This window comes from Flavobacterium sp. 11 (genome assembly GCF_002754315.1).
GTDB classification, from domain to species: domain Bacteria; phylum Bacteroidota; class Bacteroidia; order Flavobacteriales; family Flavobacteriaceae; genus Flavobacterium; species Flavobacterium algoritolerans.
This window is the reverse complement of the sequence record NZ_PEFE01000001.1, coordinates 2,278,091-2,299,653: the sequence shown is the minus strand read 5'-3', so window position 1 is coordinate 2,299,653 and position 21,563 is coordinate 2,278,091. Positions and strand designations below refer to the sequence as shown.

The 21,563-nt window shown below is 34.3% G+C and carries 19 protein-coding genes; 15 read left to right on the top strand and 4 right to left on the bottom strand.

Annotation, left to right across the window (positions count from 1 at the left end):
- Positions 1-27: 27 nt before the first annotated feature.
- Positions 28-1,098: a magnesium/cobalt transporter CorA gene (corA, locus tag CLV00_RS09935; RefSeq protein WP_099715046.1), complete on the bottom strand. Its 1,071-nt coding sequence runs from the start codon at positions 1,096-1,098 to the stop codon at positions 28-30.
- 344 nt (positions 1,099-1,442) lie between these two features.
- On the opposite strand from corA, the gene CLV00_RS09930 reads away from it, so the two are divergent.
- A complete protein-coding gene (locus tag CLV00_RS09930) occupies positions 1,443-4,016 on the top strand; it encodes a zinc-dependent metalloprotease (protein WP_099715045.1) in 2,574 nt (857 codons plus the stop codon).
- Positions 4,017-4,391: 375 nt separating this feature from the next.
- Here CLV00_RS09930 and dnaK read toward each other — a convergent pair whose 3' ends face one another.
- Positions 4,392-6,278 carry a molecular chaperone DnaK gene (gene dnaK / locus CLV00_RS09925; RefSeq protein ID WP_099715044.1) on the bottom strand — a complete coding sequence of 629 codons (1,887 nt, stop codon included), beginning with the start codon at positions 6,276-6,278 and terminating at the stop codon, positions 4,392-4,394.
- 435 nt (positions 6,279-6,713) lie between these two features.
- On the opposite strand from dnaK, the gene CLV00_RS09920 reads away from it, so the two are divergent.
- The 6 genes from CLV00_RS09920 (at position 6,714) to CLV00_RS09895 (ending at position 12,688) form a co-directional block, all read left to right on the top strand.
- Complete coding sequence (locus CLV00_RS09920) at positions 6,714-7,346, top strand: hypothetical protein (RefSeq protein ID WP_099715042.1); 633 nt, start codon at positions 6,714-6,716, stop codon at positions 7,344-7,346.
- Positions 7,347-7,508: 162 nt separating this feature from the next.
- A complete protein-coding gene (locus CLV00_RS09915) occupies positions 7,509-8,579 on the top strand; it encodes a two-component regulator propeller domain-containing protein (protein ID WP_099715040.1) in 1,071 nt (356 codons plus the stop codon).
- A gap of 80 nt (positions 8,580-8,659) precedes the next feature.
- On the top strand, positions 8,660-10,132 hold the full coding sequence (locus CLV00_RS09910) for a serine hydrolase (RefSeq protein WP_099715038.1): 1,473 nt from the start codon (positions 8,660-8,662) through the stop codon (positions 10,130-10,132).
- Between the two features lie 178 nt (positions 10,133-10,310).
- Positions 10,311-11,372 (top strand): MBL fold metallo-hydrolase, encoded by a 1,062-nt coding sequence (locus CLV00_RS09905; RefSeq protein WP_233206881.1) that lies wholly within the window; start codon positions 10,311-10,313, stop codon positions 11,370-11,372.
- Between the two features lie 57 nt (positions 11,373-11,429).
- Positions 11,430-11,990 carry a TetR/AcrR family transcriptional regulator gene (locus CLV00_RS09900; RefSeq protein ID WP_099715034.1) on the top strand — a complete coding sequence of 187 codons (561 nt, stop codon included), beginning with the start codon at positions 11,430-11,432 and terminating at the stop codon, positions 11,988-11,990.
- 14 nt (positions 11,991-12,004) lie between these two features.
- Positions 12,005-12,688 carry a 2'-5' RNA ligase family protein gene (locus tag CLV00_RS09895; protein ID WP_099715032.1) on the top strand — a complete coding sequence of 228 codons (684 nt, stop codon included), beginning with the start codon at positions 12,005-12,007 and terminating at the stop codon, positions 12,686-12,688.
- Positions 12,689-12,737: 49 nt separating this feature from the next.
- On the opposite strand, the gene CLV00_RS09890 is transcribed toward CLV00_RS09895, so the two are convergent.
- Positions 12,738-13,124: a hypothetical protein gene (locus CLV00_RS09890; RefSeq protein WP_143394888.1), complete on the bottom strand. Its 387-nt coding sequence runs from the start codon at positions 13,122-13,124 to the stop codon at positions 12,738-12,740.
- Between the two features lie 255 nt (positions 13,125-13,379).
- Between CLV00_RS09890 and CLV00_RS09885 the strand changes: the two genes are divergently transcribed.
- From CLV00_RS09885 to CLV00_RS09865, 5 genes are all read left to right on the top strand, one after another.
- Complete coding sequence (locus tag CLV00_RS09885) at positions 13,380-13,817, top strand: thioesterase family protein (protein WP_099715028.1); 438 nt, start codon at positions 13,380-13,382, stop codon at positions 13,815-13,817.
- 34 nt (positions 13,818-13,851) lie between these two features.
- Complete coding sequence (locus tag CLV00_RS09880) at positions 13,852-14,199, top strand: nuclear transport factor 2 family protein (RefSeq protein ID WP_039110543.1); 348 nt, start codon at positions 13,852-13,854, stop codon at positions 14,197-14,199.
- A 187-nt stretch (positions 14,200-14,386) separates the two neighbouring features.
- Positions 14,387-15,397: an aldo/keto reductase gene (locus CLV00_RS09875; RefSeq protein WP_099715026.1), complete on the top strand. Its 1,011-nt coding sequence runs from the start codon at positions 14,387-14,389 to the stop codon at positions 15,395-15,397.
- A gap of 69 nt (positions 15,398-15,466) precedes the next feature.
- On the top strand, positions 15,467-16,387 hold the full coding sequence (locus CLV00_RS09870) for an AraC family transcriptional regulator (protein WP_099715024.1): 921 nt from the start codon (positions 15,467-15,469) through the stop codon (positions 16,385-16,387).
- An 88-nt stretch (positions 16,388-16,475) separates the two neighbouring features.
- Complete coding sequence (locus CLV00_RS09865) at positions 16,476-17,033, top strand: hypothetical protein (RefSeq protein WP_099715022.1); 558 nt, start codon at positions 16,476-16,478, stop codon at positions 17,031-17,033.
- Between the two features lie 13 nt (positions 17,034-17,046).
- Here CLV00_RS09865 and CLV00_RS09860 read toward each other — a convergent pair whose 3' ends face one another.
- Entirely contained in the window at positions 17,047-17,892 is an 846-nt protein-coding gene (locus CLV00_RS09860) for a transglutaminase family protein (RefSeq protein ID WP_099715020.1), read from the bottom strand.
- A 213-nt stretch (positions 17,893-18,105) separates the two neighbouring features.
- On the opposite strand from CLV00_RS09860, the gene CLV00_RS09855 reads away from it, so the two are divergent.
- From CLV00_RS09855 to CLV00_RS09845, 3 genes are all read left to right on the top strand, one after another.
- Complete coding sequence (locus CLV00_RS09855) at positions 18,106-18,795, top strand: aspartate/glutamate racemase family protein (protein WP_099715018.1); 690 nt, start codon at positions 18,106-18,108, stop codon at positions 18,793-18,795.
- 56 nt (positions 18,796-18,851) lie between these two features.
- Positions 18,852-19,652 carry an NIPSNAP family protein gene (locus tag CLV00_RS09850; RefSeq protein ID WP_099715016.1) on the top strand — a complete coding sequence of 267 codons (801 nt, stop codon included), beginning with the start codon at positions 18,852-18,854 and terminating at the stop codon, positions 19,650-19,652.
- 167 nt (positions 19,653-19,819) lie between these two features.
- A complete protein-coding gene (locus CLV00_RS09845; protein WP_099715014.1) occupies positions 19,820-21,502 on the top strand; it encodes a Na/Pi cotransporter family protein in 1,683 nt (560 codons plus the stop codon).
- Positions 21,503-21,563 lie beyond the last annotated feature (61 nt).

Genomic DNA, 21,563 nt, shown 5'->3' with positions numbered 1-21,563 from the left:
TGAATTGGATGTAATCCTTTTTTATTCCTAAAACCAACGGCGTTTTTTAAAATAAATAATCATTCCAACCACTATTAAAGACATAGCGCCCATAACGGTATGATAGCCATAATGACGTTTCAGTTCTGGCATATATTCAAAATTCATCCCGTAAACTCCCACAATAAAAGTCAGCGGAATAAATATCGCCGATACAATCGTCAGGGTTTTCATAATCTCATTCATCTTATGTGTTTGTGCCGAGAAAAAGAAATTAGACGCACTTTCCAAAGAACTCATATCAGATTCAATTTGTTCCAAAAGTTCTAAACTCTTTTGATGCAATCGGGCAAAAAAGCTAAAAGTATCTGCTTCCATAACATTAAATATGTTATCGTCTTTTATGCTTTTTATATCATACAAAGAATCCCTAAGCGGAATGATAGAACGTTTTAAAAAATTTAAATTATCTCTGTGTTTCTCTATTTTTTCTAAAATTATAGGATCTACACTTTCCTTGGTCAGATTGATCAATTCCTCTATTTTATCTTCCTCGCTTTCTAAAGTGATGTAGAAATTTTCCATGATGGCATCCAGAAGAATGTACAATAAGTAATCCGCTTTCTTAGTTCTTACAATTCCGGAATGCGTTCTAATGCGTTCTCGAATGTGAGTAAAAAAGTCACTTCGCTTTTCCTGAAAAGAAATCAGAATCCCATCTTTTAACAAAAAACTAATTTGTTCTACACTTATATTGTCCGAATGTCCTGTGGGTAAAAGTGATTTTATGTTGAAAAATAGAAAATCATGAGACTCTTCCAGTTTTGTTCTTCGGGTGGTATTTAAAATATCAGCCAGCATAAAATTATCGATATTAAAATAATTCCCAATCGATTTTAGCCACTCCACATTATTTAAACCGTGAATATTAATCCAGTTTGTTTTTTGTCCCTCAATATATTTATCTAAATCCGAAACCTTAAAATCCTCATACTCGGTAAGATCCAAATCATCATAAACAAACAACTGCAGCTCTGATTCCTTACTTTTATGAATACCAGTATATTCTAAATTATAAGGTTGTGTTTTCTTTCCTCTCTTGTACTTAATTTTTCTCATTCCAGCTGATTTAAGTAGTAATATTACAAAAAACTTTTACAAAAAAATCGTTTTTTGGCACTTTTGACATTCCTAAAAATGAAAAAAATAGGTTTAATTTAATATTTAAAAAAGCAAAGATACCTCGAAATAATAATTCCTTACATGAGAAAAATCATGTTATGACATGGAAAAAGCAATTAATAAACGATTGTTAATTATTGTTAATTATTTAAAATCGCACCTCAAAATGGTCTTTTTATAAAAAATATATCAATAAATTTGAACTTTAGTCGTAACAAAACACAAAAAAATACGACTTATAGACCATAACCAATTATAAACTTTATTAATACATTAACTAAATGGTGAAAAAAAAACTAACCCTAATTATTACATGTCTGTTATTTTGTTTTGCGCAAGGCACATTTGCACAAAGTAAAAAAAAGAAAAGAGCAGACAAGAATGCCCCTGCTAAAGTAGAAGCAAAAGCACCCGAATCTAAAGACGGTAAGAAAGAACCTAAACCGTACAAAAAAGTTATTGACTCAACCGCAGTAACACAAAAAGGATTAATTGACATTCATAAAATTAATGACAAATATCTTTTTGAAATTCCAGACTCCCTTTTAGGAAGTGAAATAATGACAATTACCAGATATTCTAAAACTCCAGCCGGAGGAGGAATTTTTGGAGGAGAAGAAATCAACAGACAAGTCGTTCGTTGGGAAAAAGGGCTGAACAACAACATCCTTCTTAGATCAGTTACTTACGTTATCATGTCTCCGGACGGTGACAAGCCAATGGCTCAAGCGGTTAAGAATTCAACTTCGGATCCAATTATTGGAAACTATGATATCTTGGCATTCAAAAAAGATTCAACCGGTAAAAATAATGCTGGATATGTGATCGATTTAACGAGCACTTTCGATGGTGATATTCAGACTTTTTCATTAGATCCAATTAAAAAACAATTGTTAAACATTGTAGCTTTTCAAAAGGATAAATCATTCATCTCAAAAATAAGCAGTTATCCAATAAATACTGAGATTAGAACTGTAAAAACATTTACAACTACTCCACCGCGTATTTCAATTACTCCAACACCACAAATTGGAGTTAATTTACCTTCTGCTTTAGATGCAGGAGTAGTAACGGTAGAGATGAATACTTCGATGATTTTATTGCCAAAAACACCTATGCGCAAAAGAGAATTTGACGCACGTGTAGGATATTTTGCAAACGAATACGGAGTTTTTGAAGAAGAATCTCAAAAATCAGACACTAAAACTTTTGCTGTAAGATGGCGCTTAGAGCCAAAATCTGCCGAAGATGCTGCAAAGCAAAAAAAAGGGGAATTAATTGAGCCACTAAAACCAATTGTATACTACATTGATCCAGCTACACCTGACAAATGGAAAAAATTCATTAAACAAGGTATTGATGATTGGCAAGTAGCATTTGAAGCTGCAGGATGGAAAAATGCAATTCGTGGCGAATATTGGCCAGAAAATGATCCAACAATGAGTTTGGAAGATGCCCGTTTTTCAGTATTGAGATATTTTGCTGCTGAAATTCAAAATGCATACGGACCAAATGTACATGATCCTAGAAGTGGTGAAATTTTGGAAAGCCACATTGGTTGGTACCACAATATCATGAGTCTTTTAAGAAACTGGTACTTGATTCAAACTGCGGCTGTAGATCCTGCAGCAAGAACAAAAAAGTTTGATGATAAATTAATGGGAGAATTAATCCGTTTCGTTTCTTCTCATGAAGTAGGACACACTTTAGGATTACGTCATAACATGGGAGCAAGCTCTGCCACTCCGGTTGAAAAACTGAGAGATAAAGCGTACCAAGATAAAAACGGACATACTTCTTCTATCATGGATTATGCACGTTTTAATTATGTGGCACAACCAGAAGATGGTGTTACTGCCTTATTCCCAAGAATTGGGGATTATGACAAATGGGCTATTAAATGGGGTTATTCTTATTTTGACGGAGCTAAAACTGAAACTGAGGAAAAAGCGAAGTTGAACGAAATGACTAAAGAAGCATACAAAAATAACCGTTTATGGTTTGGTACTGAAAGCAGTCCTTATGACCCAAGATACCAAACAGAGGATATTGGAGATAATGCGATGAGAGCTTCTGAGTACGGAATCAAAAACCTAAAAAGAATTTTGCCTAATTTATTAGAGTGGACTAAAGAAAACGGTGAAAGCTATGCTGAACTAGACGAACTTTACGGTGCACTTACTGGACAATTCAGAAGATATATGGGCCATGTTACTAAAAACGTAGGTGGAATCTATGATTCTCCAAAAACGTATGACATGACAGGAAATCAATTTGAAGTAGTTCCAAGAGCTATCCAAAAAGATGCTGTATTATTCTTGAACACTCAATTGTTCACCACACCAAAATGGTTATTGGATCAAAATATCCTTTCGAAAATAAACCCAGAAAGCGGTGTTGAAGCAATCAAAGGAATGCAAGATGCTACCTTATCAAGTTTATTGGCTGGAGATAGAATTGTTCGCCTTATAGAAACTTCTTCTATGAGTAAAAACAACTATACCGCTGATGAATTAGTAAGCGACTTAAAAAATGGAATCTTCTCTGAATTGAAAGGAAGCGGTTCCATTGATGTGTATCGCAGAAACATTCAAAAATTGTATGTTGACAAAATGATCGAATTACTTAAACCAGGTACAGCCATGGTTAGATCGGTTCCTGTAGGTGTTACTTACGGTTTCACGACAAGAAGAGTAAATCTTGCTCAAACTGATTTACCTTCTATTGCAAGAGGTCAATTGAATAGTCTGAAAAACGAGATGAAGTTAGCCTCATCAAGAATGACTGATCGAATGAGTAGATATCACTTACAAGATTTAATTTCTAGAATAGGACAAGCTTTAGATCCTAAATAATGAATTAAAAAAGGGAAAATGTTAACAACATTTTCCCTTTTTTTTTATGCTGTATTTGATGTTATTATACTGTAGAGACGCATTGTATAAATGCATTGTAGAGACGCACCGTATCGATGCGAATTTTATAAACGAAGATTGCATAAATGCACATTGAAAAATACACACGGTAGAGACGCACTGCAGTGCGTCTCTACAATGCGTCTCTACATAAATAATAATAATAATAATAATAATAATAATAATAAAACCCGACCCGTTTCTAAAACAGGTCGGGTTTTTTATTTAACCCATAAAAAAAACCGTTCACCAATGGCGAACGGTTTTCTAAATCAATAGTAGAGATGCACCGCAGTACATCTCTACGGAAAATTATTATTTTACTTCTTCGAATTCAACGTCTTCAACATTGTCTCCTTGAGCAGCATCCCCTTGAGGTTGTGCTTCACCTTGACCTTGTTCTCCTTGAGCATACATCGCTTCAGTTGCTTTTTTCCAAGCAGCGTTGATGTTGTCAAGAGCAGTTTGAATTGCAGGAATGTCTTGAGATTGGTGTGCCATTCTCAATTCAGTTAATGCATATTCTACAGCAACTTTGTTTTCATCAGATAATTTAGAACCTAATTCTTTCAATTGAGTTTCAGTTTGGAAGATCATTCCGTCAGCTTCGTTCAATTTTTCTGCTCTTTCTCTTAAAAGTTTGTCAGAATCAGCATTAGCTTCTGCATCTTTTTTCATTCTTTCGATTTCTTCAGCTGTTAATCCAGAAGAAGCTTCGATACGAATATCGTGAGATTTTCCAGTTCCTTTGTCAGTTGCAGAAACTTTGATGATACCATTAGCATCAATATCAAAAGTTACTTCAATTTGTGGAACACCTCTTGGAGCTGGTGGAATACCATCTAAATGGAAACGACCGATAGTTTTGTTGTCAACTGCCATAGCTCTGTCTCCTTGTAAAACGTGGATTTCAACTGTTGGTTGAGAATCTGCAGCTGTAGAGAAAACTTGAGATTTTTTAGTTGGAATAGTTGTGTTAGACTCAATTAATTTAGTCAGAACACCACCCATAGTTTCGATACCTAAAGATAAAGGTGTAACGTCAAGTAACAATACATCTTTTACATCTCCAGAAAGAACTCCACCTTGAATAGCTGCTCCAATTGCAACAACCTCATCAGGGTTAACTCCTTTAGACGCTTTTTTACCAAAGAATTTTTCAACTTCTTCAGCAATTCTTGGCATACGAGTAGAACCACCCACCAAGATAACTTCGTCAATATCAGAAACAGATAAACCTGCATCTTTCAACGCTTTAGCAACTGGTGCCATAGAACGTTTTACTAAAGCGTCAGTTAATTTTTCAAATTGAGCTCTAGTTAATTTTTTAACTAAGTGTTTTGGTCCTGAAGCCGTAGCAGTTACGTATGGCAAGTTGATTTCAGTTTCAGCAGAAGAAGACAATTCAATTTTTGCTTTCTCAGCAGCTTCTTTCAAACGTTGCAATGACATTGGATCAAGACGTAAGTCAATACCTTCTTCAGCTTTAAATTCGTCAGCTAACCAGTCAATAATTTCGTGGTCAAAATCATCTCCACCTAAGTGAGTATCTCCGTTAGTAGACAATACTTCGAAAACTCCGTCTCCTAATTCAAGAACAGAAATATCAAATGTACCTCCACCTAAATCGTAAACAGCAATTTTTTGATCTTTACCTTTTTTATCTAAACCGTAAGCAAGTGCAGCTGCAGTTGGTTCGTTGATAATACGCATTACTTTAAGACCTGCAATTTCACCCGCTTCTTTTGTAGCTTGACGTTGTGCATCATTAAAGTAAGCTGGAACAGTGATAACTGCTTCAGTAACAGTTTGACCTAAATAGTCTTCAGCTGTTTTTTTCATTTTTTGAAGTGTCATAGCTGACAATTCTTGAGCAGTGTATAAACGACCATCAATATCCACACGTGGCGTATTGTTGTCCCCTTTTACTACTGAATAAGAAACTCTTTTTGCTTCAGCTGTAATTTCTGAAAAAGAGTGACCCATAAAACGTTTGATAGAAGCAATAGTCTTAGTTGGATTAGTTACCGCTTGTCTTTTAGCAGGATCTCCTACTTTAATTTCTCCACCTTCAACAAAAGCGATGATAGATGGTGTTGTTCTTTTTCCTTCTGCATTAGGAATAACAACTGCTTCATTACCTTCCATTACAGAAACACAAGAGTTGGTCGTACCTAAATCAATTCCGATTATTTTACCCATTTTTAATATATTTAATTTTATTGTATACTTGTTTTAATGACTCGAAGTCGATAAGTCAATCTTTGTGCCAATACAAAACCAACTATTAAATTGTCAGTTTATGTTAAAATTGGCGTAAAAAAATCTGACAAGATGACATTGCAGAGGGTTTGTCATTCTGGCGGAAGTCGGAATCTGGAGCTCTTTCCCGCTCTCCGCTGTATCTTTATGTTCTTAAAGAAAGAACATAAAGGATGCCGCTGCTATCGGGGCTAGGGAATCTAATTCTTAAGTTCATTTGTTTTTATTCGATTACTTTAGAATTTCAATATCAATAATTCGTAATAAATTAATTACATTAGCAGAACGATAAAAAGCTATTTGTAGCGCAAAGTATCCCAATTTTGGGTGTATATCCGCTAGTTTGTAGCGATTATATACAAGTTGTACGCAATTATGAAGAACATCCTTTTTATATTAATCTTTCTGATTTTTCGCAATGGGCTTATTGCTCAAGAAATACCATTTAGTCAAGAGCAATGGTTTAAAAGTGGTCAAAAATATTTAAAAAAAGGTAAATTGGAAGTTGCTGTTTCCCAATTTTACATGGCAAATAAATATGGCAAAAATTCAGACATTCAAATATTAGCTCGCCAAAAGATTGATTCATTGTTACCTTTAATCCACAAAAAAATCATAAAACAATGGAAGGGTAATTGGAAAATGAAAGAGTTAAATTATAATCCGTATCCAGGAACATTTTCGGATCATATTCGTTTCGAGGATGATAAAATAGTTTTTTTTAAGAAAGATTCGGATGGGAAAGAAATAATAATACGTTCAGAGCTAATTAAATTTCTCCCGTACGATTCTTTTAATATTCGTAATGTGGCATTTAAAAATTCAGAAATTTGGAGTTTTGGTGTAGGAAAGAAAAATTCACAAAAAAGATTATATCCAAAACTCGTAAGAGATTCTTCAGGCATTAGAAAAATATTACTTGATGAACGAGGAATAATCATAGACAGAAAATTACGAAAAAGAGAACTGAAAAAAGAGATTTATACTTTTTATGTGAAGGCAGAATAAATGCGTACAACAGTTACTACAACGGATTTGGGATGATTTGGCAAATCCGAAAATAAGGCATAATTTAATCCCAAACCCGCTGTTGTAGCAAGACGTTAGCGGCCCTTGCAGAGCGACACCCAAACCAACAAATAGATAAAAACATCAATGCCAATTTGAACAATGAAAAAATATTTCTCACAAACGCGAGTTTTTACTTTTCTGACAATATTACTTTTTGCCACTGCCTGCAACGGACCAGCTAAAAAAGACGTACCAAAAGAAAAGGGAAGTGAATCAAACATACTATCTGTTGCACATCCCAAACTTATAAAAACCATAGGCTCGCCTAAATATGGCAATGTACAATCTGCGCTGCAGGACAAAGCCGGTAACCTTTGGTTTGGCACCACAGAAAATGGTCTTTATAAATATGACGGAAAATCCTTTACCCAATTTTTAGTGGCCGATGGTCTAAACAGTAATAATATTAATGCCCTTTTGGAAGATAAAGATGGAAAAATTTGGATAGGTACTCCAGCAGGAGTTTGCCTTTACGATGGTAAAACATTTGCTAAAATCCAGATTCCTTTACGAAAAAACCTGCCTCTCAATAAGTTTAGAAAAACGCAGGAGGTATTCAGTATCATGCAGGACAGAAACGGAAAACTATGGTTCGCAACTATCAATGGTGTTTACATCTACGATGGTAAATCTTTTACTCCGTTTATAATTGATGAAGGCGGAGTTGGCTATATGAGCAGTAACAATAATGCTGAATATATTTTAGAAGATAAAGCTGGTAACATTTGGTTTGGTGGACGAGGTAATAAAGGTGTGTTTCGTTACGATGGTATATCTATAACTAATCTTAAACCAAATGGCGACAATTGGGCTTGGCCCGCATTGCAAGACAAGAACGGAAATATTTGGTTCAGCAATTGGAGCGGTGCTTACCGTTATGATGGAAAATCATTTACAAGTTTTACAAAAAGCAATGGCTTGCTAAGTGATTCGGTTATGCGAATTATAGAAGACAAAAACGGAAATATTTGGTTTGGTGGCGGTGGTGGCATTTGCCGTTACGATGGAAAATCTTTCACTTGTTTTACAACAAAAGATGGACTAATTAATCAGGGGATTTGGGCAATTTTGGAAGATAAAACAGGAAATCTTTGGGTTGGTACGAGAGAAACAGGTCTCTACCTTTACGATGGAAAAACATTTATTAATTATTCGGAATATAAACACTAGCTTGTAACGGATAAACAAAATTTGCAACAACAGATAAAAATGAACAAAAACAACATCAATCACTAAAACCAACAATCATCATGAAACAACGTTCTAAGCATTTTGCAGTAAAGACAATCCTAATTGGTCTATTCATCCAGCTAATTACAATACCGGTTTCCTTTGGGCAAACCAAAACAGAACAAATCGATAAGTTAATGAACCTATATTCAGAATACGGGCAGTTTAACGGCTCCATTCTTGTCGCTGACGCAGGGAAAGTCATTTATAAAAAGGGATTTGGAATGGCAAACATGGAATGGAATATTCCGAACCAACCGGATACCAAACACCGATTGGGTTCCGTTACCAAACAATTTACCGCTATGTTGATTCTGCAATTAGTCGAACAGGGAAAATTAAAGTTAGATGCTCCTATTACAACCTATCTTCCTGACTATCCTAAAGCTTCAGGCGATAAAATCACTATTCATCATTTACTCACGCATACCGCTGGAATTCCTAATTATACTTCGTTTCCAAATTTCGTCAAAGATTTAAGTATCAATCCGTACAGCCCGGAAGCATTTGTAAAAAAATTCGCTGATCTACCGCTGGAGTTTACACCAGGCGAAAAATTTGCATACAGCAATTCCGGTTATTTTTTATTGGGATACATCATAGAGAAAGCTTCCGGTAAAACCTATGAGCAGTTTTTACAAGACAATATTCTTACGCCACTAAAGATGAATAATACTGGATTCGATCATCATGAAACGATTTTGAAAAACAGAGCTTCAGGTTATGAGAAAAACGGTAAAAACTTCAGCAATGCCAGTTATCTTGATTTATCTATTCCTTACGCTGCTGGTTCCTTGTATTCCACTGTAGATGATTTGTATTTATGGGATCAGGCACTTTACACCGAACAGTTACTTTCGAAAAAAAATAAAGAACTTTTATTTAATTCCTATATCCCTGCAGGACCGGGACATTATGGTTACGGATTGTTCATCAATAAGGCTTTCAATGGAGAAAAAAATGAAAGTATTATGGTCATTGAGCATGGCGGTGGAATAAATGGATTCAACACCTTGCTTTCCCGTATTCCGTCTGACAAAAATCTGGTGGTTTTATTAAATAATACGGGCGGTACCAACTTAAACGAGATGAATAAAGCGATTAGAAATATCCTTTATAATAAACCGTATAGTTTGCCTAAAAAATCATTGGCTACTGCTTTCGTAGACGTAATTATGGAAAAAGGAATTGCATCTGGATTAACTTATTTTAAAGAAAATAAAAATTCAAATACCTATGCTATCAATGAAAATGAAATGAATAGCGCAGGATATCAATTATTACAAACCGGAAAAGTAAAAGAAGCAATAGAAGTTTTCAAACTAAATGTTGAAGCGTTTCCGCAATCAGGAAATGCTTATGACAGTTTAGGAGAAGCCTATTTGAAAAACGGAGATAAAAAGCTTGCTATACTAAATTATAAAAAATCCGTAGAACTGGATCCAAACAATGAAAACGGAAAAAAAGTATTGGAAGAAATTTCAAAATCTTAAATTATTGAACATTGTAAAGTCCTTTACTCCCTGTGGTAAAGGACTACAATAAGACACTAACACGATTGTATAAAACCAGCTACTTTATAAAAACTATTGCCAATTGAAAAAATAGATTTACATTTACTGACTGATTAGTCAGTAATAGATGTATGTTTATTTAATTTCTTTATTCGTAATGAGTGCATTATCCTATTTAAAACAAGTAAAATTTGGTAAACTGCCTGCAGGCAAAAGATTGGAAAGAATTAAACAATCACCAAATTATAAAAACGGTTCTTTTCAAAACCAAAGCATCACACCTGACCTGACGGAAGGAGCAAGCTATTATACCGTTGGTAAAGAGTTCTTTTTCGGGCAGCATAAAAATGTTACACCAGTTGACGAAATTCCAACCAAAAAAACAGACCTTTTGAATGTAGACCTAAACGAAAATATTTTGGTTTGGTTTGGGCATTCCTCCTACTACATTCAAATTGATGGAAAACGAATTTTAGTTGATCCAGTTTTAAGTGGTGTTGCGTCTCCATTTTCATTTTCAACAAAAGCTTTCAAAGGAACGGATCGTTATACAACGGATGATATTCCCGAAATTGACTACCTTTTTATTTCGCACGACCATTGGGATCATTTGGATTACAAAACCATTTTAAAACTAAAGCCCAAAATCAAAAAAATTATCTGCGGTCTTGGCACCGGCGAACACTTTGAGTATTGGGGCTTTGACACCACTAAAATCATTGAAAAAGACTGGAACGAGAAAATAGTTTTGGACGAAGGTTTTACGGCACATACGGTTCCTTCAAGACATTTTTCGGGTCGTGGACTAACTAGAAACAAAGCGCTTTGGACCTCGTATGTTTTACAAACACCAACCATGCAAATTTTTCTTGGTGGTGATAGTGGCTACGACAAACATTTTGCTGAAATAGGGAAAACGTTTGGTGAATTTGATTTAGCCATTTTAGAAAACGGTCAGTACGATAAGAGTTGGAAATACATTCACCTGATGCCAGATGAAATTTTGCAAGCAGCAAAAGACTTAAACGCCAAACGAATTTTCCCCGTCCATTCTTCAAAATTTGCGCTCGGGAATCATCCTTGGTACGAACCTCTGGAATTGATAACCGAAAATAACAAACAAGAAAACCTAAACCTTATCACACCAATGATTGGTGAACAGGTAAATTTAAAAGATACCACACAACAATTTTCCCAATGGTGGAAAGGTGTAAAATAATCCCATCAATTAGTAGTGAATATTACGATTTACCCTTGACAAAATAAAATCTGAATAATGGACAAGAGAGAAAAATTACTGGCGGCGGCGCTCAAACTATTTGTTGAGTTTGGCTTTCACGATACACCCACGAGTAAAATTGCAAAAGAAGCAGGCATTGCCAGTGGCACTTTATTTTACTTTTTCCCAACAAAAGACGAATTAGTCAAAGCTTTGTACATTGACATTAAAAGCCGTCTGAATGAACACATTTCGGAGATAATTAAAGACGAAAAATCGTTGCAGGGAATCTTGAAAATTTATTATTCTGCAACACTTCATTGGGCACAAAAACACAAGACGGAATTCCGTTTCATGGAACAATTTAACTCTTCGCCTTACTTAAAACAAATTGCAGAAGAAGAAACTCAGAAATACATTAAACCAATTATGGTTATTTTAGAAAATGGAGTAAAGGACAAAATCATAAAGCTGATGGATGTTGAACTCATTTTTACACTCATCTGCGGACACACTTTTAGCGTCAATCAATATTTAGTTGCTAAAGACTTTTCAAAACCCGAACAAGACACCGTTATTAATAACACTTTTGACTTGCTTTGGGACATGATAACATAAAAACAAGCTAACAAATGGATTTAAAACAGCATTATACTGCGCTATACAACGAATCTATTGAAAAGATTGTGACGAACACCTATCAAATTGACAATCAAATCGATTCGCTTTCAGATCGCAGATTTGGCATTACTTTATTAATTCGACCTGATAGTCAAACCAAAAAAAACATACAGAACTTTTTAGACGAACTAAAGCAAATTGATCCGGAGCAATATTATTATCCCAGTTCGGATATTCACATCACTGTATTATCAATTATTTCTTGTTACGATGGTCTTGATTTGGAAACAATTTCGATTCCCGATTATATTGCAATTATCGAAAAAAGTCTTGTTGGAATACAGAATATAGTAATCAATTTTCAGGGCATTACTGCTTCCCCATCGGCAATAATGCTTCAGGGTTTTACCAATTCTAATTCCTTAGATAATTTAAGAAACAACTTAAGAACAAATTTCACGAATTCTGGATTAGAGGAAAGTATCGACAAACGCTATTCCATTAATACAGCTCATTCGACTGTAGCACGATTTCGAAAAGAAATAAGTCATACAGAAAAGTTGATTGCAGTTTTAGAAAAGTATCGAAATTTTGATTTCGGAAAATTCAAAGTTAAAAAATACCATTTAGTTTATAATGATTGGTACCAACGGAAAGAATTTGTCAAAGAATTGCACGAATTTCAATCCATTTAAAAAAGCAGCAAACAAAAGTTTGCTGCAAGTTACGTTTGTACACAATCCATTAATTTACTGCCTTAGTAGATTTTCCTACCGTCAAATAAATGTGATTATCAGGATACAGAAATTCAATTTTTGTATGCTGCTGGTTTACTCTCATTTCTACTTGTTCATTTTCATTTTCTAAAGTATAAAACGTGTAATTCCTATCCTGAGGTAAAATACCGGAGTCAACAATTTTATATTTCATTTTCGTAGCCGTGAGGAAGAAAACTACATCGCGCTTTTGAGTGTCTAAGAACACAAAAGAGTATTCATTTCCAGTAATATTACATTCGCCTTGCTTAAAAGGCTGCTCATCTATGCAATACCGCTGCACGTTAAACACTTGTTCTTGAGCATACATACCACTCGTTAGCAACAACAATACAATTATTTTTTTCATACACATGGTTATTTCTGTTATCCGGAATTAGACAATCTTTTTTTGTTATACAAAAGACACGCCACAATATTTTTTGAGATAAAATAATCCCCAAATAGTTCTTTTACATTTACTTGCTTATCATAAAAAAGCCTTAAAAAGCAATGTTTACCGTAATCAAATTCCGTTTTTATTTGTATTTTCGATTTTCTAAAACCTACCTGCTTTCATTGAAATACAATCCTGAAAGTGCCCTAAAAATAATTTTAAAATAAAACAACAATGACTTCATTTAGCAAAGAATTATCCTTCCGTTGGTCTGATCTCGACCCTAATTTTCATGTCCGACATAGTGCTTATTATGACTTTGGAGCACAGCACCGTATCGAAATTCTGGAAAATTTAGGTTTAACGATGAAAGTCATGCAAGCACAAAGTTTTGGACCTATTCTTTTTAGGGAAGAATGTGTTTTTAGAAAAGAAATAAAACTTTCTGACAAAATTTTTATGCATACCAAAACCTCAAAAGTAAATGCTGATGCTTCTCGTTGGTCTATTGTACATGAGTTTTTGAATGAAGACAACAAACTTTGTGCAACCATAACTGTTGATGGTGCTTGGATGGATACCAAACTACGAAAACTAGCCTCTCCAACTCCTGAAATTGCAATTGAAGCCCTGAGTATTTTCCCTAAAAGTGACGATTTTGTAAGCCTTTAAATAAAAGACAATCCTTTAAATTACGCTGGAAACCATGACAAAAAATAAGCAAACTGTACAAAAATATATGGAAGCCTTTATGGCTAGTGACCATGAAAAAATTTTATCCTGCTTAACTGAAGATGTTACCTGGGAAGTACCTGGAATGTTTCGTTTATCTGGGAAAGAAGCATTTGATAAGGAGATAGAAAACGACAATTTTATTGGTAGTCCAACCATACAAATTATTAGAATGATTGAAGAAAATAATATTGTAATCGTAGAAGGTGCGGTCCAATCTAAAATGAAAAATGGCGATTTACTGGACGCTGTATTTTGCGATGTTTTCCATATGCAAAGCGAGAAAATAAAACATTTAACATCCTATTTAATGAATAAATGAAACTTAACTACAATATATAACTCATCACACAATCTCATTTAAATAAGGTTTGTTTTGCGACTGATATCGTTTTTAAAATCAACTTACCTCATTTTGGATACAACTATAAGAGATTGGGTTACTTTTAAATTTAGTATCATACTGACATTTGCATTGTTAATTTAAATCTACAATTAAATAAAAAAGTATGAATACTAATAAAAAAATCGAACTGGGAAGTCAAGGACTTTTTGTTCCAAAAGTAGGATTGGGTTGTATGGGAATGACCCAAATTGCAGGAATGGATGTTTATGGAAAAGCAGATGAAACCGAATCTATCGCTACTATCCACCGTTCATTGGAACTAGGATACAACTTCCTGGACACTGCAGATTTATACGGCCCTTTACTAAATGAAAGGCTTGTCGCCAAAGCCATTAAAGGAAACAGAAATCAATATACCATTGCCACAAAATTTGGTTATGAAATTGATGACAAGGAACAACTGACTTGGCAATTCAACGGTACAAAAGATTATGTAAAAAAAGCAGTGGAGCGTTCACTTAAAAACTTGGGAACTGATTATATTGACTTGTATTACCTGCATCGTTTAGACCCAAAGACGCCTATTGAAGAAACTGTTGCGGCAATGGCTGAATTGGTAAAAGAAGGAAAAATTGGTCACATTGGACTTTCAGAAGTTTCATCGCAGACCATAAAAAAAGCCCATACTATTCACCCTTTGACTGCGGTGCAAACAGAATATTCTTTGTTTGAACGTGGCGTAGAAGAAACAGGAATTTTAAAAACACTTCAAGATCTTGGAATCGGATTTGTGGCTTACTCTCCATTAGGTCGAGGATTTATTTCTGGCGATATCAAAAGCCCTGATGATTTTCCTGAAACTGATTTTAGAAAAAGTTTACCCCGTTTTCAAGGCGAACAATTTTACAAAAATATTACCTTGGTAAATGAAATAAAAACATTGGCTACCGAAAAAGAAATAACACCTTCACAATTAGCCATTGCCTGGATTGTTTCAAAAGGTATTTTACCAATTCCGGGAACAAAACGTGTGAAATATATCGAAGAAAATAATGCTGCTGCCGAAATTAAATTAAGCATTGAAGACCTAAACCGTTTAGAAACCATTATCCCATTAGGAACGATTACTGGTGCTCGTTATGATGCTGCCAATATGGGCGCTATCGATCAATAAAATAACATTATTCAGTAGGAAAAGCTATCTTTACTATTCACTTTTCCTACTGAATTTATAATTCGCATCATGAAAAAAGAGACCCATTCTCCGTATAGTATCAATTCCATTTCTGAGTTGCATCGTTTATTGCAATTACCTAAACCAAAACACCCATTGGTTAGTGTCATTAATCTGAATGAAATAAAATGTCATTTTGATGAAAGCATAAAAAGTTTCGTTTATAATTTTTATTCGATTTGTACCAAAAAGGATTTTAAAGGTAAATTGAAATATGGACAAAACTATTATGATTTTGACGAAGGCATTATGACTTTTTTTTCACCGGGTCAGGTAATTTCGACTGTTGTTGATGAAGATATAGCACTTTCAGGGATATGGTTAGTCGTTCACCCTGATTTTATCCAAAATTATGCTTTGGCAAAAAGCATCAAAGACTATGGATTTTTCTCCTATGCTGTAAATGAAGCATTACATCTTTCGGATAAAGAAGAAGCAATGATTACGGACATTATGCAAAATATTGATGCCGAATATTGTTCTGTAATAGACGGTTTTAGTCAGGATGTTATACTCTCACACATTGAATTATTGCTCAATTATTCCAACAGATTTTATAACCGACAGTTTATTACCCGTAAAAATGCCAGTAATGATTTGTTGAGTAATTTAGAAAAATTGCTTTTGGATTATTTTAATGGCAACAAAGTTCAGGAACTTGGTCTTCCAACTGTTCTCTACATTTCAGAGCAATTGAATGTCTCGCCAAATTATTTAAGTGACATGCTCCGATCACTCACCGGACAAAGTACGCAGCAGCACATTCACGATAAGTTAATTGAAAAAGCCAAAGAAATTTTGACCACAACTTCTTTATCCGTTAGTGAAATAGCCTACCAATTGGGCTTTGAATACCCACAGTCTTTTAGCAAATTATTCAAAAGTAAAACCAATGTTTCGCCTTTAGAATTTAGAAGCTCATTCAATTAAGCCTAAAAATGTATTATTGATAACGCATTGTATTTGTAAAAAGGAATGATACATTTAGCGATTATTACATAGCACGAAAACAAAAAACATGAAAAATTCCATACTAAAGAACAGTCTTTTAAGTCTGATTATTTTAAGCTTCGTATCATGCTCATCAGGAAAAACAGCTACCGTTAGTGGGAAAGTTTCGGCTATTCAAAAAGGGAAAGATGGCTACACCGCGACAATTGAAAACACAAAAGGACGCACTTATTTTGGAACAATTAGTATTCCTAATATGAATAATAATCCCCAGTTATTCAAACAGGCGGAAATTGGAGATACAATTACCGTGAAAGGAGAAGTTTGGAAAATGGGAAAAGAAAAACAAATTACTGTCAGAGAAATATTGGAACTAAAAAAGAAGACCATTGCAGAAGCTAAAATTACCGGAATAGTTCAATCTATCGAAAAAGGAAAAGATGGCTATACTGCCAAAATAAAAACAACTGAAGGCGTAATTTATTTTGCTGTAATCAGTATTCCAAATCTTGGAAGCCCCGAAAAATACCGTGCATTTAAAACGGGAGAAAAGGTTACTTTGTTTGGAGAAATCTGGAAAATGGGAGACGACAACCGAATCACAGTTAGAAAAATTTTAGATTAAAAAATTCTTAATTTCATTCATAAGAAATCGCTTTGGTATCAAGTTCAGAATTGAAAAGTATAAAATCGGATACAACAGGATTACATTGAATTTTCATGAACGTACAAGTAACATCCCCGAAATAACTGGCTACCGCCACTTCTGATGCATCTTTACCATTCGCTATTTTTACTAATCCATTTGCAACAGCTAATTTAGTGGGGTCAAAAAACAGCCATTGTCCACCAATATACGCTTCAAAACAAGCATGGAAATCCGGTGGATTAAGATTATACGCATAGCCTGTAAAATAGCGTGCCGGTATGTCTAACGCTCGACATAATGCAATCCCTAAATGAGCAAAGTCTTTACAAACACCCACTTTATTGAGCAACGTATCGCAGGCTGAAGTACTGGAATTGGTAACACCGGTTTTGTATTCGACAGTATTGAAAATCCATTCCTTTATGGCTTTTGCTTTAGCATATTCATTGGGTAAATATCCAAATTCATTCGTGACAAATTCCAATAATTTATCTGATTCACAATGCCTGCTTGGAGAAATAAAAGGCAATACTTCGTGATCCAGATTTATGATTGGTATGGATTGCAAAAGCACTTTTTCATCATAAACGGAATAACTGACCTCTACCTCTGCTTCGTAAATTACAGTAAAAAATACGCCTTGTTCCACTTCCATTTTCACAAACCGTGTATCTGAATTTTTCAAAGTAAATTCTTCAAATTTTATGGAAGGAGTAACAATGAGTGTTTCTGAAATGATTTTTTGGTTCGCAGATTTAGCTGCCTGAATATTAAAAATAAAGGTAGTTGGAGAAAAAACTTCGTATGATAATTCACTGTATACTTTAAATCTCATTTTGTAAATATATAGTTTTACAATTAGCACTAAATGAAATTATTAGATTTATTATTGGCTGATTTCCCCTTTTATCAAATTCTTAAATCGGATAGAATCTATTTATGCAATTCCAAAAAAGTGATACTTTTTTTTATACTTTTATAAACACAACAAAAATTACGATCGGTTTTGAAAAAAGGATTCTAAATCGACATCCAAAAATAATAAAAGATGAAAACATTGGGACTTATTGGTGGGATTAGCTGGGTTTCTACTGCTGATTATTATAAACTTATTAATGAAGGAGTAAACGAGAAACTGGGAGGCATCAATTTTGCTAAATGCATAATCCATTCTTTCAATTATGCAGATATTATAAGAAACAATAACAACAATGATTGGGACTCAACATTTATTATGCTCTCAGAAGCCTGTGAAAACCTACAACAAAGTGGTGCTGAAGCTATTGTTTTATGCGCGAATACAATGCATCTTTTAGCTGATAGAATTGAGGAAAAAATGAAGATACCCGTAATTCATATTGCAACCGAAACTACTAAAGAAATAAAAAAATTGAATCTATCCAAAGTAGGGCTTTTGGGAACTAAATTCACAATGGAGCTGGATTTCTTCACCTCTAAACTCAGCAATGAAAACATTGAAACGTGTATACCGGAATCGGAAGACAGAGATTTTATTCAAGATACTATTTACCATGAACTGGGAAAAGGAATCATTAACCCCGATACGAAACAGCGTTACATCAGTATCATCAATAAATTAATAGAAAATGGTGCTGAAGGAATTATTCTGGGTTGCACTGAAATTCCGTTATTAATTCAACAAGAGGATATTGTCGTTCCTATTTTCGACACCGCCATAATTCATTCGGCAGCTGCAGTGGCATTTGCTGTAAGCTAAAAATATATTGCTATAATTTTTAACTAAACCAGAATTAAATATAAATCAAATAAAACATGAAAACAGGAAAATTACTATTCCTAGTGGTTATCGCCTTAGCCATTACCAGCTTTAAAACAATAACGTCTGATTCTAAAAACGCAGCGCCATCAAGAGAATTTTACCAAATAAAAACCTATATTTTCAAAACGGAACAACAAGTTGAAACCACTGAAAAGTATTTGAAAGAAGCATTTCTTCCGGGTTTGAAAAAACTTGGAATCAAAAATATTGGTGTGTTCAAACCAAGACCAAACGCTACCGACACGATAAAAAAAGTAATGCTGGTGATTCCATTTTCATCCATGACTCAATTTCTGGGATTGGAAGATAAACTGGCCAAAGACAAAACTTATTTGGCTGCAGGAGCAGCTTATTTAAACGCTTCCTATAAACAAGCGCCATATTTGCGTATCGAATCTATTTTATTGAAAGCTTTTTCAGATCATCCATTTTTGTCAACTCCCGTTTTAAACAGTCCAAGAGCAAATCGAGTGTATGAATTGAGAAGTTACGAATCAGCAACTGAGGCGATTTATAAAAACAAAGTCGATATGTTTAATGCTGGTGGTGAAGTAAAACTCTTTGACCGCCTTGCCTTTAATGCGGTTTTTTATGGCGAAGTTATTTCGGGAGCCAAAATGCCAAACTTAATGTACATGACCACTTTTGCAGATCAGGAAAGTAGAGATTCGCATTGGAAAGCCTTTGTTGATTCGCCGGAATGGAAAGGATTAATAGCTATGGAAAAATACAAAAACAATATTTCCCATATAGACATTACTTTTTTATACCCAACTGATTATTCCGATTATTAGTTTAACAAATCATAATTTTAATCCTAAACTACAACCCTTAAAAAGTTGTAGTTTTTTTATTTAAAACCTAAAATTTTTACTTTTTTCCGAACCAAAACAAGCACAAATACCTCATTAAGAAAAGATTAAATCATTAATTTTAAGTATCTTTAGTTCTATTTTTAACTATGGAAACCCTCAATATAATATTAAAACTTTCCGCCGGCGTGGGACTGTTCCTTTTCGCCATGTATCTTGTGGAGGAATCCTTAAAAAATCTTTCCGGAAGAAATTTCAAACTGTTTCTGCAGCGAATCACAAAAAACAACATTGGCGCCGTGGCAGGCGGAACAATAGTAACCGGTATTCTTCAAAGCAGTTCTATGGTTTCGTTGATGGTTTTAGCATTTGTGGGCGCCGGAGTTTTCACCATGAAAAATGCAATGGCTATTATTCTGGGAGCAAATTTGGGAACAACACTCGCCAGTTGGCTGGTGGCAACACTTGGTTTTAAAACCAATATAGAAGTGATTGCTTATCCGGCAGTTTGTTTAGGAGGTTTTCTCCTAATCCTTCTTGGAAATCGTAAAACCATAAAATATATTTCCTATTTTCTTCTGGGATTTGGTTTGATGTTTATCGGGCTTTCCTTCATGAAAACGGCTATGGAAACGCAGGTTCACTATTTTGATTTTTCACAATATGCCTCGAAGCCATTAGTAATTTTTTTGATAATTGGTTTTTTGATTACGCTGGTTGTTCAATCTAGCTCCGTAACTATGGCGCTTACATTGAGCGCACTTAACGCAGGAGCAATAGGGTTTCCCATGGCAGCGGCAATCGTTCTGGGTAGTGAAACGGGCACCATCATTAAAATAGTATTGAGCGCTATTGGCGGAAATGCTTCCAAAAAACGAGTGGCATTGGGTAATTTATTATTTAATATTTTCATTACTGCCATTGCTTTTATATTACTTAGACCTATTCTTTTACTGATAACCGATATTATAAAAATCAAAGATCCACTCATTGGGTTGGTTACTTTTTCGAGTTTAATAAATCTGTTGGCTATTGTATTATTTCTTCCTGTTTTGGATTTATTCACCTCATTTTTGGAACGTTTTTTCAAAAATACCGATGGTTCGACAGCAGCATTTATAAACCACGCATCAATTGCAGAACCAGAAACCGCTTTGGATTTATTCAGAAGAGAGACTCGATATTTCATCCATAACTCGATGCTTTTCAATTTGGAATTATTTAAAATCCAAACCCATGAACTTGACCAAGAAATTAATTACACGGAAATCAATGATAAAAGAAATTTTGATGCAAAAACTACTGAAGAAAAATATGAATTCCTAAAACAGTTGCAAGGCGAGTTACAAGCTTTTTATTTGAAATTAAGAGCCAAATTAAATAGTGATGAAAATTCAGAATTGAACCAATTAATTTCGGCAGTGCGAAGTTCCATGCATGCGGTAAAAAGTATAAAAGATATTGGAAGCAACATCACGAATCTCAGCAGTTCATCAAAAGAGATTAAATATCAATTTTTTCTGCATCATAAAAAAGAAACTCAAGAACTCTACATGAAATTAAATACATTTTTGAATACGGATAAAAAGTCGGGTTTTGAAGAGCTGAAGACTCAATTTGACACCATTCAAAAAAATTACACCTCAGCACTCAACACGTTTTATACTGAGGCACAACTTGCACCTATTGAAGATATTGACATTACAACCGTAATAAACTTCAACAGAGAACTTTTTACCTCAAACAAGGCAATGCTAATGGCTGTAAAAGACATTTTATTAGATGAAAAACAAGCTCAAAATTTTAATGAAATTCCAATATATAAAACATAAAAAACGCTTGATTAGCTTGTGATACATTGTAGTAATTTTGCAACATTCTTTTTGAATTTTA

What these genes read in the sequence shown, in the direction of transcription:
- corA (WP_099715046.1), bottom strand. Translation starts at nt 1,098, where the DNA reads ATGAGAAAAATTAAGTACAAGAGAGGAAAGAAAACACAACCTTATAAT.
- CLV00_RS09930 (WP_099715045.1), top strand. Translation starts at nt 1,443, where the DNA reads ATGGTGAAAAAAAAACTAACCCTAATTATTACATGTCTGTTATTTTGT.
- dnaK (WP_099715044.1), bottom strand. Translation starts at nt 6,278, where the DNA reads ATGGGTAAAATAATCGGAATTGATTTAGGTACGACCAACTCTTGTGTT.
- CLV00_RS09920 (WP_099715042.1), top strand. Translation starts at nt 6,714, where the DNA reads ATGAAGAACATCCTTTTTATATTAATCTTTCTGATTTTTCGCAATGGG.
- CLV00_RS09915 (WP_099715040.1), top strand. Translation starts at nt 7,509, where the DNA reads ATGAAAAAATATTTCTCACAAACGCGAGTTTTTACTTTTCTGACAATA.
- CLV00_RS09910 (WP_099715038.1), top strand. Translation starts at nt 8,660, where the DNA reads ATGAAACAACGTTCTAAGCATTTTGCAGTAAAGACAATCCTAATTGGT.
- CLV00_RS09905 (WP_233206881.1), top strand. Translation starts at nt 10,311, where the DNA reads ATGAGTGCATTATCCTATTTAAAACAAGTAAAATTTGGTAAACTGCCT.
- CLV00_RS09900 (WP_099715034.1), top strand. Translation starts at nt 11,430, where the DNA reads ATGGACAAGAGAGAAAAATTACTGGCGGCGGCGCTCAAACTATTTGTT.
- CLV00_RS09895 (WP_099715032.1), top strand. Translation starts at nt 12,005, where the DNA reads ATGGATTTAAAACAGCATTATACTGCGCTATACAACGAATCTATTGAA.
- CLV00_RS09890 (WP_143394888.1), bottom strand. Translation starts at nt 13,124, where the DNA reads ATGTGTATGAAAAAAATAATTGTATTGTTGTTGCTAACGAGTGGTATG.
- CLV00_RS09885 (WP_099715028.1), top strand. Translation starts at nt 13,380, where the DNA reads ATGACTTCATTTAGCAAAGAATTATCCTTCCGTTGGTCTGATCTCGAC.
- CLV00_RS09880 (WP_039110543.1), top strand. Translation starts at nt 13,852, where the DNA reads ATGACAAAAAATAAGCAAACTGTACAAAAATATATGGAAGCCTTTATG.
- CLV00_RS09875 (WP_099715026.1), top strand. Translation starts at nt 14,387, where the DNA reads ATGAATACTAATAAAAAAATCGAACTGGGAAGTCAAGGACTTTTTGTT.
- CLV00_RS09870 (WP_099715024.1), top strand. Translation starts at nt 15,467, where the DNA reads ATGAAAAAAGAGACCCATTCTCCGTATAGTATCAATTCCATTTCTGAG.
- CLV00_RS09865 (WP_099715022.1), top strand. Translation starts at nt 16,476, where the DNA reads ATGAAAAATTCCATACTAAAGAACAGTCTTTTAAGTCTGATTATTTTA.
- CLV00_RS09860 (WP_099715020.1), bottom strand. Translation starts at nt 17,892, where the DNA reads ATGAGATTTAAAGTATACAGTGAATTATCATACGAAGTTTTTTCTCCA.
- CLV00_RS09855 (WP_099715018.1), top strand. Translation starts at nt 18,106, where the DNA reads ATGAAAACATTGGGACTTATTGGTGGGATTAGCTGGGTTTCTACTGCT.
- CLV00_RS09850 (WP_099715016.1), top strand. Translation starts at nt 18,852, where the DNA reads ATGAAAACAGGAAAATTACTATTCCTAGTGGTTATCGCCTTAGCCATT.
- CLV00_RS09845 (WP_099715014.1), top strand. Translation starts at nt 19,820, where the DNA reads ATGGAAACCCTCAATATAATATTAAAACTTTCCGCCGGCGTGGGACTG.